This is a genomic window from Teichococcus deserti (assembly GCF_001982615.1).
GTDB lineage: Bacteria > Pseudomonadota > Alphaproteobacteria > Acetobacterales > Acetobacteraceae > Pseudoroseomonas > Pseudoroseomonas deserti.
Genome location: NZ_MLCO01000221.1, coordinates 19671 through 34287, shown reverse-complemented (window position 1 = coordinate 34287; position 14617 = coordinate 19671). Strand labels below are relative to the sequence as shown.

General features: G+C 71.3%; 16 protein-coding genes and 1 pseudogene. 9 read left to right on the top strand and 8 right to left on the bottom strand.

The annotated features are described in order from the left end of the window. Window positions 1-326, bottom strand: a pseudogene (locus tag BKE38_RS20810) (hypothetical protein); the annotation flags it as partial. A gap of 141 nt (window positions 327-467) precedes the next feature. On the opposite strand from BKE38_RS20810, the gene BKE38_RS20805 reads away from it, so the two are divergent. The 4 genes from BKE38_RS20805 to BKE38_RS20790 all read left to right on the top strand — a co-directional run bounded on the left by BKE38_RS20805 (window position 468) and on the right by BKE38_RS20790 (window position 3400). Beyond that, on the top strand, window positions 468-662 hold the full coding sequence (locus BKE38_RS20805; RefSeq protein ID WP_076959157.1) for a twin transmembrane helix small protein: 195 nt from the start codon (window positions 468-470) through the stop codon (window positions 660-662). Window positions 663-838: 176 nt separating this feature from the next. Then, on the top strand, window positions 839-1585 hold the full coding sequence (locus tag BKE38_RS20800) for an electron transfer flavoprotein subunit beta/FixA family protein (RefSeq protein ID WP_076959156.1): 747 nt from the start codon (window positions 839-841) through the stop codon (window positions 1583-1585). A gap of 2 nt (window positions 1586-1587) precedes the next feature. Then, window positions 1588-2511 (top strand): electron transfer flavoprotein subunit alpha/FixB family protein, encoded by a 924-nt coding sequence (locus tag BKE38_RS20795; RefSeq protein ID WP_076959155.1) that lies wholly within the window; start codon window positions 1588-1590, stop codon window positions 2509-2511. 4 nt (window positions 2512-2515) lie between these two features. Next, a complete protein-coding gene (locus BKE38_RS20790) occupies window positions 2516-3400 on the top strand; it encodes a 3-hydroxybutyryl-CoA dehydrogenase (RefSeq protein ID WP_076959154.1) in 885 nt (294 codons plus the stop codon). 52 nt (window positions 3401-3452) lie between these two features. Here BKE38_RS20790 and BKE38_RS20785 read toward each other — a convergent pair whose 3' ends face one another. Further along, complete coding sequence (locus BKE38_RS20785; protein WP_076959153.1) at window positions 3453-3962, bottom strand: pyridoxamine 5'-phosphate oxidase family protein; 510 nt, start codon at window positions 3960-3962, stop codon at window positions 3453-3455. 101 nt (window positions 3963-4063) lie between these two features. On the opposite strand from BKE38_RS20785, the gene BKE38_RS20780 reads away from it, so the two are divergent. Continuing rightward, a complete protein-coding gene (locus BKE38_RS20780) occupies window positions 4064-4843 on the top strand; it encodes an enoyl-CoA hydratase/isomerase family protein (RefSeq protein WP_076959152.1) in 780 nt (259 codons plus the stop codon). A 130-nt stretch (window positions 4844-4973) separates the two neighbouring features. Here the strand turns inward: BKE38_RS20780 and BKE38_RS20775 are convergent, their stop codons facing one another. Then, window positions 4974-5666: a CBS domain-containing protein gene (locus tag BKE38_RS20775; protein WP_242662512.1), complete on the bottom strand. Its 693-nt coding sequence runs from the start codon at window positions 5664-5666 to the stop codon at window positions 4974-4976. A gap of 168 nt (window positions 5667-5834) precedes the next feature. On the opposite strand from BKE38_RS20775, the gene BKE38_RS20770 reads away from it, so the two are divergent. From BKE38_RS20770 to BKE38_RS20760, 3 genes are all read left to right on the top strand, one after another. Further along, the gene (locus tag BKE38_RS20770) at window positions 5835-6818 is read left to right on the top strand and encodes a TAXI family TRAP transporter solute-binding subunit (protein WP_076959151.1); all 984 of its coding nucleotides are present in this window, start codon (window positions 5835-5837) and stop codon (window positions 6816-6818) included. Continuing rightward, window positions 6815-8830: a TRAP transporter permease gene (locus BKE38_RS20765; RefSeq protein ID WP_076959150.1), complete on the top strand. Its 2016-nt coding sequence runs from the start codon at window positions 6815-6817 to the stop codon at window positions 8828-8830. The genes BKE38_RS20770 and BKE38_RS20765 overlap by 4 nt, the downstream gene beginning before the upstream one ends. A gap of 96 nt (window positions 8831-8926) precedes the next feature. Then, window positions 8927-9502, top strand: coding sequence for a YjbF family lipoprotein (locus BKE38_RS20760; RefSeq protein WP_242662511.1), 576 nt, complete (start codon window positions 8927-8929; stop codon window positions 9500-9502). Here BKE38_RS20760 and BKE38_RS20755 read toward each other — a convergent pair. From BKE38_RS20755 to BKE38_RS20735, 5 genes are read right to left on the bottom strand one after another with little or no spacing between them, the layout of a single operon-like run. Continuing rightward, window positions 9483-10541: a glycosyltransferase family 4 protein gene (locus tag BKE38_RS20755; RefSeq protein ID WP_076959148.1), complete on the bottom strand. Its 1059-nt coding sequence runs from the start codon at window positions 10539-10541 to the stop codon at window positions 9483-9485. The genes BKE38_RS20760 and BKE38_RS20755 overlap by 20 nt on opposite strands. 40 nt (window positions 10542-10581) lie before the next feature. Next, a complete protein-coding gene (locus BKE38_RS20750; protein WP_083747732.1) occupies window positions 10582-11385 on the bottom strand; it encodes an FkbM family methyltransferase in 804 nt (267 codons plus the stop codon). Then, window positions 11382-12230, bottom strand: coding sequence for a VOC family protein (locus BKE38_RS20745; RefSeq protein ID WP_083747731.1), 849 nt, complete (start codon window positions 12228-12230; stop codon window positions 11382-11384). The genes BKE38_RS20750 and BKE38_RS20745 overlap by 4 nt, the downstream gene beginning before the upstream one ends. Beyond that, a complete protein-coding gene (locus tag BKE38_RS20740; protein ID WP_076959146.1) occupies window positions 12227-12886 on the bottom strand; it encodes a glutathione S-transferase in 660 nt (219 codons plus the stop codon). Before BKE38_RS20740 ends, BKE38_RS20745 begins: the two co-directional genes overlap by 4 nt. A gap of 29 nt (window positions 12887-12915) precedes the next feature. Then, complete coding sequence (locus tag BKE38_RS20735) at window positions 12916-13962, bottom strand: NAD(P)/FAD-dependent oxidoreductase (protein WP_242662510.1); 1047 nt, start codon at window positions 13960-13962, stop codon at window positions 12916-12918. A gap of 105 nt (window positions 13963-14067) precedes the next feature. Here BKE38_RS20735 and tsaE point away from each other — a divergent pair, with 105 nt between their 5' ends. After that, window positions 14068-14529, top strand: coding sequence for a tRNA (adenosine(37)-N6)-threonylcarbamoyltransferase complex ATPase subunit type 1 TsaE (gene tsaE, locus BKE38_RS20730; RefSeq protein ID WP_076959145.1), 462 nt, complete (start codon window positions 14068-14070; stop codon window positions 14527-14529). Window positions 14530-14617: the final 88 nt, after the last annotated feature.

Below are 14617 nucleotides of genomic sequence, written 5' to 3'. Positions count from 1 at the left end.
GTTTGGGCGGGCGCCCCCTGCGCCGGCGGCGCCGGGGCGGGCGCGGCGGCGGCCGGGCGCTGCCGCTCGGCGGCGGCCAGCGCCTCCAGGATGCGCAGCAGCTCGGCGCGGCGGGCGTCGTCGCGCAGCAGGCCCAGCAGCCGCTGCGCCTCGCTGGCCGGCACGGCCGCCGCCGGTGGCGCGGCGGCGGGGGCCTGGGCCAGGGCGCTTGGGATGAAGGCGCCCGGGATGAAGACGCCCGGGGCGAGGCCCGGCAGCGTGAGGAAGAAAGCCAGGAGCAGGGTCGGCAGGTGGCGCATGGCGCGCACCGGAAGCCGAAGCGCCATCCGCGGTCAAGCCTTGCAGCGCAGCACGCAAGGACCAGCCCGCGCTGCCGGGGATGAAACCTGTGTCATTCGCGGCGCTAGCGCATTCCGATACCGCCATGCCGCACTTGCCCGGACCCGAAACGGTGCTAACTGACAGACATGGTCACCGCCCTCACCATCCTGCTGATCATCTCCATGCTGGCCACCCTGGGGGTGATGTTCGCCGGCATGCTCGGCCTGGTGCGGGAGAATGGCGACCCGCGGCGCTCCAACAGGCTGATGCGGCTGCGGGTCACCCTGCAGGGCCTGTCCATCGGGCTCTTCGTGCTGCTGATGCTGGCCATGCGCGGCTAGGCGGTCGCCTGGGGGTTAAGCCAGGGTCACCTTGCCTCGGCCGGGCCAGCCGCCTAGGCTTCCTGCTGCAACGCCACAAAGGCCCCCGGGGAGGGGGTCGGCGCCCTGCCATGCCCGGCTTGCCCGGGCGGGGACGGGCGCCAGCAGAAACCCAGAAAGCAGGACACGGCCCGGCGATGAAGCTTCTCGTCCCCGTCAAGCGGGTGGTTGATTACAACGTCAAGGTGCGGGTCAAGGCCGACGGCACCGGCGTCGAGACCGCCAACGTCAAGATGTCGATGAACCCCTTCGACGAAATCGCCGTCGAGGAGGCCGTGCGCCTGAAGGAGAAGGGCGGCGCGACCGAGATCGTCGCCGTCTCGATCGGCCCGGCCCAGGCACAGGAGCAGCTGCGCACCGCGCTGGCCATGGGCGCCGACCGCGCCATCCTGGTCGAGGCCGAGGGCACCGAGCCGCTGGGCGTCGCCAAGCTGCTGAAGGCGCTGGTCGAGCGCGAGCAGCCCGGCCTGGTCATCATGGGCAAGCAGGCCATCGACGACGACATGAACGCCACCGGCCAGATGCTGGCGGCGCTCCTCGGCTGGGCCCAGGGCACCTTCGCCAGCAAGCTGGAGATCGCGGGCGAGACCGCCAAGGTCACCCGCGAGATCGATGGCGGCCTGGAGACGGTCAGCCTGAAGCTGCCGGCGATCGTCACCACCGACCTCCGCCTGAACGAGCCGCGCTACGCCTCGCTGCCGAACATCATGAAGGCGCGCAAGAAGCCGCTGGAGACGCTGAAGCCGGCGGATCTGGGCGTCGACGTCGCGCCGCGCCTGACCGTGCTCAAGGTCGAGGACCCGCCGAAGCGCCAGGCCGGCGTCAAGGTGGCCTCCGTCGCCGAGCTGGTGTCGAAGCTGCGCAACGAAGCGAAGGTGATCTGACCATGGCCGTTCTCGTTCTCGCCGACCAGGGCGCGACCGTCAGCCAGCCGACCCGCAGCGCCGTCGCCGCCGCCCGCCAGATCGACGCCGAGGTGCATGTCCTGGTGCTGGGCGACGCCGCGGCTGCCGCTGCCGCCGCCAAGCTGGATGGCGTCGCCAAGGTGATCCAGGCCGACGGCGCCGCCTTCGCCCAGGCGCTCGCCGAGCCCGCCGCCGCCCTGCTGGTGGCGCTGGCCCCCGGCTACACCCACCTGCTGGCTCCGGGCAGCGCCCAGGGCAAGAACATCCTGCCGCGCGCCGCCGCGCTGCTGGACGTGCAGATCATCACCGACGTCGCCGGCGTCGTCGATGCCGACACCTTCAAGCGCTTCATCTATGCCGGCAACGCGCTGGCCACCGTGAAGTCCTCCGACCCGAAGAAGGTGGCGACCATCCGCGCCGCCTCCTTCGACCCGGTCGCGGCCGAGGGCGGCAGCGCCGCCGTCGAGGCTGCGCCCGCCGCCGCCGATCCCGGCCTGTCGAGCTTCGTCGGCGCCGAGATCGCCAAGTCCGAGCGCCCCGAGCTGACCGCCGCCCGCGTCGTCATCTCCGGCGGCCGCGCCATGGGCTCGGCGGAAAACTTCGCCATCCTGGACAAGGTGGCGGACAAGCTCGGCGCGGCCATCGGCGCCTCGCGCGCCGCGGTCGATGCCGGCTACGCGCCCAACGACCACCAGGTCGGCCAGACCGGCAAGATCGTCGCGCCCGAGCTCTACATCGCGGTCGGCATCTCGGGGGCCATCCAGCACCTGGCCGGCATGAAGGACAGCAAGGTCATCGTCGCCATCAACAAGGACGAGGAGGCGCCGATCTTCCAGGTCGCCGATTACGGCCTGGTGGGCGACCTGTTCAAGCTGATCCCCGAGCTGGAAGCGGAGCTGGGCTGACCCCATGAGCGCGGCGGAGATCAAGGCGGTCGGCGTCATCGGCGCCGGCCAGATGGGCAACGGCATCGCCCATGTGGCGGCGCTGGCCGGGCTGTCCGTCGCGCTGGTGGACACCAATCCGGAGGCCCTGCCCAAGGCCCTGGCGACCATGGCCAAGAACATGGACCGCCAGGTGTCGAAAGGCGGGCTGACGGCCGAGGCCCGCGATGCGGCGCTGGCCAGCATCCAGACCGGCACCGGGATGGCGCTGCTCGCCGGTTGCGACATCGTCATCGAGGCCGCGACCGAGCGCGAGGCGGTGAAGCTGGCCATCTTCAAGGATGTCTGCGCGGTGCTGAAGCCGGAAGCGATCCTGGCCTCCAACACCTCCTCGATCCCGATCACCCGGCTGGCGGCGGCGACCGACCGGCCGGAACGCTTCATCGGCATGCACTTCATGAACCCGGTCCCGGTCATGAAGCTGGTCGAGATCATCCGCGGCATCGCGACCTCGGACGCGACCTTCGCGGCCGTCGCAGCCCTGGCGGAGACGCTGGGCAAGACCACCGCGGTCGCCCAGGACTACCCCGCCTTCATCGTCAACCGCATCCTGGTGCCGATGATCAACGAGGCGGTGCAGTCGCTGCAGGAAGGCGTGGGCGACGTCCGCTCGATCGACGCCGCCCTGAAGCTCGGCGCCAACCACCCGATGGGGCCGCTCGAGCTCGGCGACTTCATCGGGCTGGATACCTGCCTGGCCATCATGCGCGTGCTGCACGAGGGCATGGGGGACAGCAAGTACCGCCCCTCCCCGCTCCTCGTGAAATACGTCGAGGCCGGGTGGCTGGGGCGGAAGACCGGCAAGGGGTTCTACGACTACTCGCAGACGCCGCCGAAGCCGACACGATAAAAAAAGGCCGGGGGAAGGAATTCCCCCGGACCCCCATCTTCTTTCTGTCCTGTCAGTGGTGGAACGAGACCTTTGCGTTCTCGCCACTGTGGTCGGGCTTGCCCGTCACGATCGCCTGCGCATAGCCATAGGCGAACCGCAGGCTCGACGACACGCCATCCCAATATTCCGCACCCTCGATGGTGACGGCGATCAGCGCCACCTCGGGGCTCTCGGCACCTTCGGGCAGCCAGGTGCGCAAACCCTCGGTCCACAGCGCCTTCTTCTGCTCGACATCCTTCACGACCCGGGCATGGCCGTAGATCGAGACATAGTCCTGGCTGCTGGTGTCGGCATAGCCGAGCAGCACCCGGTCGTCCTGCGCCAGCTCGCCGATCTTCGGGCTGTCGGCGCGGGTGAAGAACCACAGCGTCCGGCCATCCTTGTCCGGCTTCTGGGTGCGCATCGGCCGGCCATGCAGCCGGCCTTCCTCGTCGATCGTGGTGAAGATGGCGGTGCCGATCTCCGCGATCATCTCGCGGACCTTCACGCGCATCTCGTCCTCGTTGCGGTCGGTGGCCATCCTGTTTCTCCCATCGGTCTCGAGGAAAGAACCGCCGGCGCCGGCAGGGGTTTCCCCCACCCCGTTGACATGCCCGTTTCGCGCCCGCACCGTCGCCCCCCATGCCGCACGACAAGATCCGCATCACCCGCGAAGGCCGGGTGGCCACCGTCACCATCGACCGCGCCGACAAGCGCAACTGCCTGGACGAGCCCATGTGGGACGCCATGGAGGAAGCCTTCCGCGACCTGTCGGAAGACCTCTCCCTCGGCTGCATCCTGCTGCGCGGCGCGGGCGACGCGGCCTTCTGCGCCGGCGCCGATATCGGCGGCTTCGAGGCGACCGGGCACCCGCCCCGCGACCCCCGCCTGACCGGCGGCTTCGAAGGGGCGGTCGCCGCCATCCGCGCCTGCCGCCACCCGGTGGTCGCGGCCATTTCCGGCTGGTGCATGGGCGGCGGCGCGGGCCTGGCGCTGGCCTGCGACTTCCGCCTCGGCGCCGAGGGCATGAAGTTCGGCATCCCGGCCCGCAAGCTGGGCATCTGGTACCCCTATGTCGCGCTCGACATGCTGCGCGAGGTCGTGGGCTATCCGGTCGCCTGCGAGATCCTGATCGAAGGCCGCGTCCTCGACGGCGCCGAGGCCCTCTCCCGCGGCGTCCTCACCCGCCTGGTCCCCGATCCGGAGATTTTTTCCGAGGCCGAGGCCCTGGCCCAGCGCATCTGCGAGGGCGCGCCGCTGTCCAACCGCTTCCACAAGCAGGCGCTGCGCGAGCTGCGCGGCCCGATGCCGATCGCGGAGGACCGCCTGGCGGCGGCCGGCGGCTACACGCGGACGGAAGACTTCCGCAACGCCGTGCGGGCCTTCCTGGAGAAGCGCAAGCCGGTCTTCGCCGGCAAGTAGCTCCCCCGGAAGCCGCACCCCGCCGGCCTGCCGCGTCCCGCCTCGCCTCCAGGCAGCAGCAGCCTGACAAAAAAGCCGGGAGGACGCCCCCATCCTCCCGGCACCTTTCCGCCTCTGGGACCCCGCGGCCTCAGGCGGCGAAAAGGTAGCTCGGCATGGGCTGGGTCTTGTCGACCACGCCCTTGACCCCCGGGACCTCGGCGACCAGCACCTTCAGCCCGCGCTGCACGGCGGCGCTGCGGCGGAAGCCATGCAGCTCGACCACGCCGTCCTTCACCTCGATCAGGGTGAAGAAGGTCTCGGCCCAGGGCTCGCGCTTGATCGCGGCCTGCACGGCGCGGCGGAGGCGGTCGTCGGAATACTCGCCCCGCTCCAGCGGCGGCGCGACGAGCGCGCGCAGCAGGTCGGCGCGGCTGACCACGCCGCAGAGACGGCCCTCCTCCACCACCACGACACGGCGGATCTTCTTCTCCTCGAGCAGCTCGGCGATGGTGCCGGCATGGTCCTCGGGGCTGACGGTGACCAGGTCGACCGTCATGATCTCGGCCGCCGTCGCGCCATGGGTGGCGGCATACCGGTTGGCCAGCTGGTCCATGTCGGTGAACAGCTGGCGCAGGATGCCGAAGCCGCCATGGCTGCCGGCCAGGCGGCGGATCAGGTCGGCCTCGGTGACGATGCCGCGCAGCCTGCCGTCGGCGCCCAGCACCGGCACGGCGGAAATGCCGCGATCGGCCAGCAGCTGGGCGATGGCCATGACCGGGGTTTCCGGCGGCACGGTGACGACATCGGCGGTCATCAATTCGCGGGCGGTGAGCGGACGCATGTCCCTGGCTCCTCTCCAATGCCGGCATGCTGCGCCGTTCCCGGCGGCGGCGCCTTGATCCGGATCAATCCGGCCGGCGCCTTTCAGATGGTGTCGCGCCCCTTTCATCGGCAGCGCCGGGCGGTTTAGACTTTCCGCATAGAAAACAAAAATCGGGGAGGTATCCGCATGCCGAGGCTCGACCGACGCGGCGTATTGGCTGGCCTGGCGGCGCTGGGCGCGCCCGCGATCATCGCCCGCGGGGCGCGGGCCCAGGCGCGGCAGATGTCCATCGCCACCGGCACCACGGGCGGCGTCTACTACCCGCTGGGAGGAGGGCTCGCGAACCTGCTGTCGCGCAGCATCCCAGGGCTCTCCGCCACCGTGGAGGTCACCGGCGGCTCGGTCGCCAATCTGCAGCTGCTGGGCGCCAGCCGCGCCGAGCTGGCCTTCACCCAGGTCGATGCCGCGGTCGACGCGGTGCGCGGCAACGACCGCTTCAAGGGCCGGCCCGTGCCGGTGCGCGCCATCGCCGTGCTCTACACCAACCGCATGCAGGCGGTGACGACGGTGGCCAGCGGCATCACCTCGATCGAGGGAATGAAGGGCAAGCGGGTTTCCACCGGCGCCCCCGGCAGCGCCACCGAGGTCATGGCCTTCCGCCTGATCGAGGCCGCCGGCCTCGACCGCGACAAGGACTTCCGGGCCCGCGAGCGCCTGTCGCCCGCCGAGAGCACCAATGCGGTGAAGGACGGCAAGCTCGACGCCTATTTCTTCGTCTCCGGCATCCCGACCAGCGCCATTACCGATCTCGGCGCCTCGCCGGGGGTGCAGATCCAGATGGTCGACCACGACCGCTACATCCCGAAGATCGTCGAGAAGTACGGCCCGGTCTATTTCCCCGAGATCATCCCGGCCGGCACCTATCCCGGGCAGAAGGCCGACAACCGGCAGATGTCGGTGGCCAACATCCTGGCCGTCCGGGAAGACATGCCGGAGGCCGAGGTCACCGCCCTGCTGAAGACCGCCTGGGAAGGGCGGGAGGAGCTCGGCCGCGTCCATGCCGAGGGCCGCAACTTCACCCTGGCCGCGCAGAAGACCGCCGCCGCCGGCGTGCCCTGGCACAAGGCGGCCGAGGCCTTCTGGACCGCCCAGGGCGCGAAGCTGGCATGAGCGGCGCGCCGCCGCCGCCCGTCCGCAACCTGCCGCCGGAGATCGACGCCGATGCGCTCGACGTCGACACCGCGGCCCGGGTCGAGCGGCTGATCGAGGAAGAGGAAGGCATCCAGAACCGCTTCACCGGCTGGATCGGCCATGCCGCCACCGCCGTCGCCGTGGCGATGAGCCTGTTCCACCTCTGGGCCGCCTGGGACATCGTGCCGACGACGACGCTGCGCTTCGTCCATGTCGGCTTCGCCCTGGCCCTGGGCTTCTTCCTGTTCCCGGTGGCGCGGCGCTTCCGCAACCGCTTCATGGCCTGGGATGCGGCGCTGCTGGCTCTGGGGCTCTATTGCACCTGGTACCTGATCGCCGGCGGCGACGACCTGCTGGACCGCTATGTCTTTCCCGAACCCATGGACATCGTCGTCGGCTGGCTGCTGGTGGCGCTCGTCCTGGAGGCGACGCGCCGCACCACCGGCTGGATCATGCCGGCGGTGGCGATCGCCTTCATGCTCTACAGCTTCTACGGCAATCTTCTTCCTGCCCCCTGGGCGCATCGCGGCTATGACGCCGCCCGGCTGATCCCGCATTTGACCATCACGCTCGACGGCATCTTCGGGACGGCCGTCGACGTGTCCGCCACGCTGATCATCCTGTTCACGCTCTACGGGGCGATCCTGCAGTCGACGGGGGCCGGAAAATTCTTCGTCGACTTCTCCTTCTCGCTGACGGGGGGCAAGCCGTCCTCCGCCGGGCGGACGGTGGTGCTGTCCTCCTTCCTGCTCGGCGGTCCCTCGGGGTCGGGTGTGGCCACCACGGTGACGCTCGGCACCGTCGCCTGGCCGCTGATGAAGCGCGTCGGCTACCGCGCCGACGATGCCGGCGGGCTGCTGGCCGCCGGCGGGCTCGGCGCCATCATCTCGCCCCCCGTGCTGGGGGCTGCGGCCTTCCTGATCGCCGAATACCTGAAGCTCGGCTACCTGGACGTGCTGCGCATGGCGGTGGTGCCGACCATTCTTTACTACGCCTCGCTGCTGTTCATGGTGGAACTGGACCAGCGGCGGCTGGGCGACGTCCCCCCCGGCGAGGCCATGGTCGTCACCCCCTGGCGCCAGCTGGTGCGGCGCTACGGCTTCCACTTCTCCTCGCTGGTCGCCATCGTGATCTTCATGGCGCTGGGCTACAGCGCGACCATGGCGGTGCTCTATGCCATGCTGGTCGCCGTGGCGCTGTCCTGGATCCGGCGCGAGACGGCGATGACGCCGAAGCGCCTGATCGACAGCCTGGCCTCCGGCGCCATCCAGGCGGTGGGCATCGCCGCCACCTGCGCCTGCGCCGGCATCATCGTCGGCTGCATCACCCTGACCGGGCTGGGGCTGAAATTCTCCGAGATCGCCATCCAGGCGGCGGGCGGGTCGCTGGTGGTGACCGCGCTCTACACCGCGCTGATCGTCTGGGTGGTCGGCCTGGCCGTGCCGGTGACCGCCAGCTACATCATCTCGGCGGTGGTGGCGGCGCCGGCCCTGATGAAGCTCGGCGTGCCGGACTACGCCGCGCATATGTTCGTCTTCTACTACGCCGTGCTGTCCGAGGTCTCTCCGCCCACCGCGCTGTCGCCCTTCGCGGCGGCGGCGATCACCGGGGCCGGGCCGTACCGCACCACGCTGCAGGCCTGGAAATACACGCTGCCGGCCTTCGTGCTGCCCTTCGTTTTCGTCACCGATCCGGAGGGGGTGGGGCTGCTGCTGTCGCTGACGCCGCAGATGACCTGGCTGGACGTGGCCTGGCAGATCCTGCTGGCCGCCGGGGGCCTTGCGGCCTTGGCTGCCGGCTGTCAGGGCCAGGCGCGGCGGGCGCTGTCGCTGGGCGAGCGCGCCGGCTTCATCCTGGCCGGGCTGCTGATGGTCTTCCCGGCGCTGCTGGACGGCATGCTGCCGGCGCCGCATTGGCTGGGCATCGGGCTGGCCGGCGCGCTGCTGGTGCTGCAGCGGGGCGGGGCGACGGGGGTGGCGCGCGCCCTGTAGCGCCAAAGGACAGAAAAAAGATGGGGTCCAGGGGAATTCCTTCCCCTGGCCTTTTCTTCTCTGTTTATCTTTCTCTTCATGAAATCAACCCTGGCGTTGGTCCTGCTGCTGACCGGCTGCGGCGTCTTCGGTGGTGGCGCCCCGGTGACCGAGCCCTTGCCCGAGGTGACGGCGGCCGACACCGACGGCGTTCCGGCGCTGCGATTGCGCTGGTCCGGCGGCCAGGCGACCGCGCTGCTAGTGCAGCAGAATGGCGAGACGCGGCTGTGGCGCAGCCAGGGGGGCGTGGTGGTGCAGACGGATGGCGCCCGGGTCATGGCGACCGCCGGCCTGCCCGACTGGCTGGCGGGCACGCGGCTGGAGGGCCCCGACCCGCTGGAGGACCCCGTCGCGCTGGCCCGGCGGCCGGCGGTGCTGCGGCGGCTGGTCGACCTGATGGAGCAGGATCGCGACCCGCAGGCGATGCGCTTCGGCCTGGTGCTGAACTGCCGGCTGCAGGCGGCGCCGGAGGGCGTGGCCCTGCTGGTGACCGAGCGCTGCCACGGGCCCGGCGCCCGCTTCACCAACCGCTACTGGGCGGATCCGGCCTCGGGCGGGATCTGGCGGTCGGAGCAATGGGTGGGCGACGGCGCCATGCTGCAGCTGGAGGTGGTCACGCCGCCTTCCAGCTGAGCCCCGCGCTGCGGGTCCGCCGCAGCACATAGGCCAGCCACAGCAGCTGCACGCCGAGCGGCGGCAGGATGACCAGCGGCTTCAGCGCCGGCTCGAGGCGCAGGAAGGCGAAGGCCAGCGCCACGTGAAACAGGGAAAAACCCCAGTGGATGGCGGCGACCCGGCGGGCGGAAAGGCCGCTGCGCTGCGCCATCTGGTAGAGGTGGGTGCGGTGGGGCGCGCTGACCCGCTCGCCCATGGCGGCGCGGCGCAGCAGGGTGAAGCCGGTGTCGAAGAGCAGCGCGAAGAGCAGCAGCGGCACCAGCAGGAAGGAGAGCTGCGCCGCGTCCAGCCGGGCGGCGGCCACGCCCAGCACCGCCAGCATGAAGCCCAGGAACTGGCTGCCGACATCGCCCATGAAGATGCGGGCCGGGTTCAGGTTGAAGGGCAGGAAGCCAGCGATGCCGGCGCCCAGGATCAGGCAGGCGGCATAGATGAACCAGCCGCCCTCCTGCCAGGCGATGGCGCCAAGGCCGGCGCAGACGATCAGCAGGGTGCCGCCGACCAGCCCGTCCAGCCCGTCCATGAAGTTCACCGCATTGGTGCAGGCGACGATCCAGAACAGGGTCAGCAGGCTGCCGATCACGCCCAGCCCCACCACGCCGAGCCAGGGCAGCGCCAGCCGGTCGACCACCAGCCCGCTGCCGATGGCGACGAGCGCGGCCAGCGCCTGCGCCCCCAGCTTCACCACGAAGCGGAAGTCGCGCAGGTCGTCGAGGAAGGCGACCACGCCGATGGCGACGGCGGCCAGGATGACGCCGATGAAGCGGTGCTCGGCCATGCGGGCGAATTGCGCCACCTGGTAGAGCACGACCATGCCGACGATGAAGGCGCAGACGATGCCGACGCCGCCGCCTTTCGGCGTCGGCCGGCTATGCGCCTTGCGGTGGTCGGGATGGTCCAGCACCGGATAGGCGATCATCAGCCGCACCAGCAGCGCCGAGAGCAGCGCCAGGCCGCCGGCGAAGGCGAAGTGCTCGAGGAAGGCGAGCAGGGTCATTCAGGTCGGGCCCATCGGGTCGGAAGGGGGGCGCGCCGGGTCAGGTGACCCGGGCGGCCTCCAGGCTGGCATAGACATCGCCGGAATTGGCCGCCTCGGGCAGCGCCTCGAGCCAGCGGGCCAGCGTCCCGGCATGCACCGGCGCGTCGAGGGCGAAGCGCATGTCCTCGCCGATGCAGGCATTGAAGCTGTAGTCGGCGCCGAGCGCCTCCAGCGCCCGCAGCGCGTCCAGCGCCGTGCGGCGCTGCAGGGTGGTGAATTCGAAGGACAGGCTGCGCAGCGGGCGCGACAGGCCGGCCAGCGCCGCGGCCTCGAAGCCCTCGACGTCGAGCTTGGCGAAATGCGGCGTGCCATGGGCGTCGATCAGCGCGTCCAGCGTGGTCACCGGCAGCTCGATGGCGGCGTCCCAGACCTGGTCGCGCCAGGCCTCGGCGCCGGCGGCCGCCTGCATGAAGGCGGCCGAGGCCGTGGCCACCGTCGGGTTCGCGCGGTTCAGGTGCAGGGTGGCGCGGCCGCGCTGGCTGCCGACCAGCGACTGGTCCAGCGCGACGCCGTCATCGCGGCCGAAGAGCAGGCGCAGCAGCCGCTGCAGCCGCGGCTGCGGCTCCACCGCGACGGCCCGGGCGCCGAGGCGCCGGAAGCTCGCCGTGCGGTCGCCGACATGGGCGCCGATGTCGAAGCCGAGTTCTCCCTGTCCCAGGAAGCGCGACAGGAAACGGTCCAGCTCCGCCCCTCGGCCGGGGGCATAGTAGATGCGCAGGGACCGGCCGATGGCGGCCGATTCGGGGGCGACCGGCGGCAGGTCCCCGCCGTTCAGGTCGAGGCGCAGATGGCCGAGGCTCATGCGGCGAAGACCAGCGCCGCGCCGCCGGCGAGCTCCGGGGCCACCATCAGCCCGCCCGGCACCGCATGCAGCCGGTCGCCGAGCAGCGCCTGGACGGCGGCATTGCCGTCATCGGTGCGGACGACATAGCCGGCGAGGAAAGGCAGCGCCGGGGCGGCGACCCCGGGCAGCACGGCGGACAAGGCGTCCGGTGGCAGGATGCGCAGCCGCCCCTGCGGCAGCGGCAGGGCATAGCCGCCGGCCGGGTCGGGCTCCAGCGCCGCGCCGGTCAGGCGGGAGAGCGCGGCGGCGGTCACGGCCGGCTGCGGCACGGCCAGGATGGCAGCGTCGAGCGCGACCACGCGGTTCGGGTGGTCCAGCCAGCGCGGCTGCCACAGCAGCTCCGGCGTCAGGTGCTGGATCAGCTGCAGGCGGCCCTCCGGCGCATCGGGCAGCGGCAGGCGGGAGAAGCGGGCGCGCGGGCCCTCCGGGTCGTCGACCGGGCGCTCCAGATGGGCGATGCCGGGAATGGCAAGGCCGGCGCGGTTCAGCCGTTCCAATTCGGCTTCGGCGTCATCGATGCCGAAGGCCAGGATGTGCATGCCCGTATAGCGGGCCAGGAATTTCCCCAGCCCGTTGTCGAAGCGCTCGGGGTCCAGGATCGCCAGGAATTCCAGGTATCCCTGGCGCAGCATGGCGCAGCGGTTGCCGGTGGCCAGCGGCTCGACCGGCGCATCGGGGCTGCGGCGGCCCGACTGCCGGGCGACCGGCGTCAGCTGGAAGCCGAGCCGCTCCATCGCCGCCCAGAGCCCCGGCCCGTCGGCGCTGCAGATGCCGACATGGTCGAGCGTCGCGGCGCCGGTCATGCCAGCTCCGCCGTCTCGTATTTCGGCAGGCGCCATTCGGCCGGCTCGGCGGCGGCCTCGTCATACCAGCGGCGCATCAGCGGATGGGCGCGCAGCGCGTCGACATAGGCCTGCGAGGTGGCCGACAGCTCGGGCTGCCAGGTCAGGAAGCGGCAGGCGACGGGGGCGAACATGATGTCGGCCCCGGTCAGCTCGGCGCCGAACAGGAAGGGGCCGCCCGAGTCCAGCAGCGCCTCGCGCCAGATCGCCTCGATGCGGGCGATGTCGGCGAGCGCTTCCGGCGTTCGACGGGCGCCGGGGAAGCGGTTCAGGATGGTCATCGGCATGGCCATGCGCAGCCCGCGGAAGCCGGCATGCATCTCGGCGGCGATGCTGCGGGCGGTGGCGCGCGCCGCCGGGTCGGCGGGCCAGATCGCCGGATGGTGCTCGGCGCAGTATTCGAGGATCGCCAGGCTTTCCCAGACCCGGGCGCCGCGATGCTCCAGATAGGGGACGAGGCCCGCCGGGGTCGCCGCCTTGACCGCCTCGGTGCTGCCGCCGGCGAGCGGGATCACCACCTCCTCGACCTCGAGGCCCGCCAGCCGCACGGCCAGCCAGCCGCGCAGCGACCAGGAGGAATACATCTTGGTGCCGATGAACAGGCGGCCTTCCGGCATGGCGGTTCTCCCCGTTGTCTAAGGCAGCGTTACGCCGGCACGCCCTTCGACGTGCTGTATTCGAAATGCAGCGCCTCGCCGGGGAAGATGCGGGGATGGATGGCATGCGCCGCCATCGCCGCCTCGGAGAAGCCCTGCAGGATCAGCTTCAGCTTGCCGGGATAGGTGGCGATGTCGCCCACCGCATGGATGCCGGCGATATTGGTCATGCAGGTGGCGGGCGCCACCGCGATATGGCTGCGCTCCAGGCCGAGGCCCCAATCGGCGATCGGGCCCAGCTCCATCGACAGGCCGAAGAAGGCCAGCAGGTGGTCGGCGGGGACGCGCCGCTCCTCGCCCTTCAGCGTCGCCAGCACGACATGGTCGAGCACGCCGTCTTTCCCCTCCAGCCCGTGCAGCTGGTAGGGGATGGCCAGGTCGATCTCGCCGCGCTCGGCGGCGGCCTCCATCTGCGCCACCGTCTCGGGGGCGGCGCGGAACTTCGGCCGGCGGTGCACGACGGTCACGCGCGCGGCGATGTCCTTCAGGCTCAGCGCCCAGTCGACCGCCGAGTCGCCGCCGCCGGCGATGACCACCCGCTTGCCTCTAAGCTCCTCGCGGCGGGAGACCATGTAGCGCACCGCGCCGGTGGCCTCGAAGGCGTCGAGGTCGTTCAGCGGCGGGCGGTTCGGGCCGAAGGCGCCGGCGCCGGCGGCGACGATCACGGCGCGGGCGCGCACCACCTCGCCCTTGCTGGTCTGCAGGCGGAAGCTGCCGTCGGGCTGCTCGGCGAGCGCATCGACGCGGCGGCCCAGCAGGTAGATCGGCGCGAAGGGGGCGGCCTGCTCGGCCAGGCGCTCGATCAGGGCGGCGCCGGCAATGGCCGGGTGCGCCGGGATGTCGAAGATCGGCTTCTCGGGGTAGAGCGCCGCGCACTGGCCGCCGATGGCCTCCAGCGTGTCGATCACCACGCATTTCATCCGCAGCATGCCGCATTCGAAGACCGCGAAAAGCCCGGCCGGGCCGGCGCCGATGACGGCGACATCGGCCTCGACCGCGACATGGTGCTGGGCCTCGCTCGGCATGGGATCGGCCATGGGGATCAAACTCCTGGTCAGGCTGCGGTGCATAAAGGCTTTGCCCGGAGGGAGCAAAGGGGCGGCTTGTGGACCCCCAGGCCCGCGGGCAGATTGCCGCCCACCATGCCCGACACGCTGCACCTGCTCCTCCCCGACCTGGCCGCGACCGAGCGCCTGGCCGCCCGTGTCGCGGGCCTCGCCCGCCCCGGCGACGCGCTGCTGCTGGAGGGGCCGCTGGGCGCCGGCAAATCCGCCTTCTGCCGCGCCTTTTTGCGCGCCGCGGCCGGCGATCCGGGGCTGGAGGTGCCGTCCCCCAGCTTCACCCTGGTGCAGGGCTATGAGCTGCCGCAGGGCCCGGCCTTCCATTACGACCTCTACCGCCTGTCCGGCCCCGACGAGCTGGAGGAGCTCGGCTGGGAGGAATCCCGCGAGGGCATCGTGCTGGTCGAATGGCCCGACCGCCTGGGCTGGCTGACGCCGGAGACGGCGCTGCGCATCTCCCTGCAGCCCGATCCCGAGGACGAGGCCCGGCATGCCGTGCTGTCGGGCTGGGATTCGCGGCTGCCGGCCCTGGCCGGGCTGTGAGGCGCGCTGTGGCCGCGCCGCCACCTTGGCCAGGGCTGCATGCGCGCGTCACGGATTCGGCGCTTGGCAAGCGGCGCCGGACGCGTCA

Coding starts and splice junctions, on each gene's coding strand:
- BKE38_RS20805 (WP_076959157.1), top strand. CDS start 468: ATGGTCACCGCCCTCACCATCCTGCTGATCATCTCCATGCTGGCCACC.
- BKE38_RS20800 (WP_076959156.1), top strand. CDS start 839: ATGAAGCTTCTCGTCCCCGTCAAGCGGGTGGTTGATTACAACGTCAAG.
- BKE38_RS20795 (WP_076959155.1), top strand. CDS start 1,588: ATGGCCGTTCTCGTTCTCGCCGACCAGGGCGCGACCGTCAGCCAGCCG.
- BKE38_RS20790 (WP_076959154.1), top strand. CDS start 2,516: ATGAGCGCGGCGGAGATCAAGGCGGTCGGCGTCATCGGCGCCGGCCAG.
- BKE38_RS20785 (WP_076959153.1), bottom strand. CDS start 3,962: ATGGCCACCGACCGCAACGAGGACGAGATGCGCGTGAAGGTCCGCGAG.
- BKE38_RS20780 (WP_076959152.1), top strand. CDS start 4,064: ATGCCGCACGACAAGATCCGCATCACCCGCGAAGGCCGGGTGGCCACC.
- BKE38_RS20775 (WP_242662512.1), bottom strand. CDS start 5,666: ATGCGTCCGCTCACCGCCCGCGAATTGATGACCGCCGATGTCGTCACC.
- BKE38_RS20770 (WP_076959151.1), top strand. CDS start 5,835: ATGCCGAGGCTCGACCGACGCGGCGTATTGGCTGGCCTGGCGGCGCTG.
- BKE38_RS20765 (WP_076959150.1), top strand. CDS start 6,815: ATGAGCGGCGCGCCGCCGCCGCCCGTCCGCAACCTGCCGCCGGAGATC.
- BKE38_RS20755 (WP_076959148.1), bottom strand. CDS start 10,541: ATGACCCTGCTCGCCTTCCTCGAGCACTTCGCCTTCGCCGGCGGCCTG.
- BKE38_RS20750 (WP_083747732.1), bottom strand. CDS start 11,385: ATGAGCCTCGGCCATCTGCGCCTCGACCTGAACGGCGGGGACCTGCCG.
- BKE38_RS20745 (WP_083747731.1), bottom strand. CDS start 12,230: ATGACCGGCGCCGCGACGCTCGACCATGTCGGCATCTGCAGCGCCGAC.
- BKE38_RS20740 (WP_076959146.1), bottom strand. CDS start 12,886: ATGCCGGAAGGCCGCCTGTTCATCGGCACCAAGATGTATTCCTCCTGG.
- BKE38_RS20735 (WP_242662510.1), bottom strand. CDS start 13,962: ATGGCCGATCCCATGCCGAGCGAGGCCCAGCACCATGTCGCGGTCGAG.
- tsaE (WP_076959145.1), top strand. CDS start 14,068: ATGCCCGACACGCTGCACCTGCTCCTCCCCGACCTGGCCGCGACCGAG.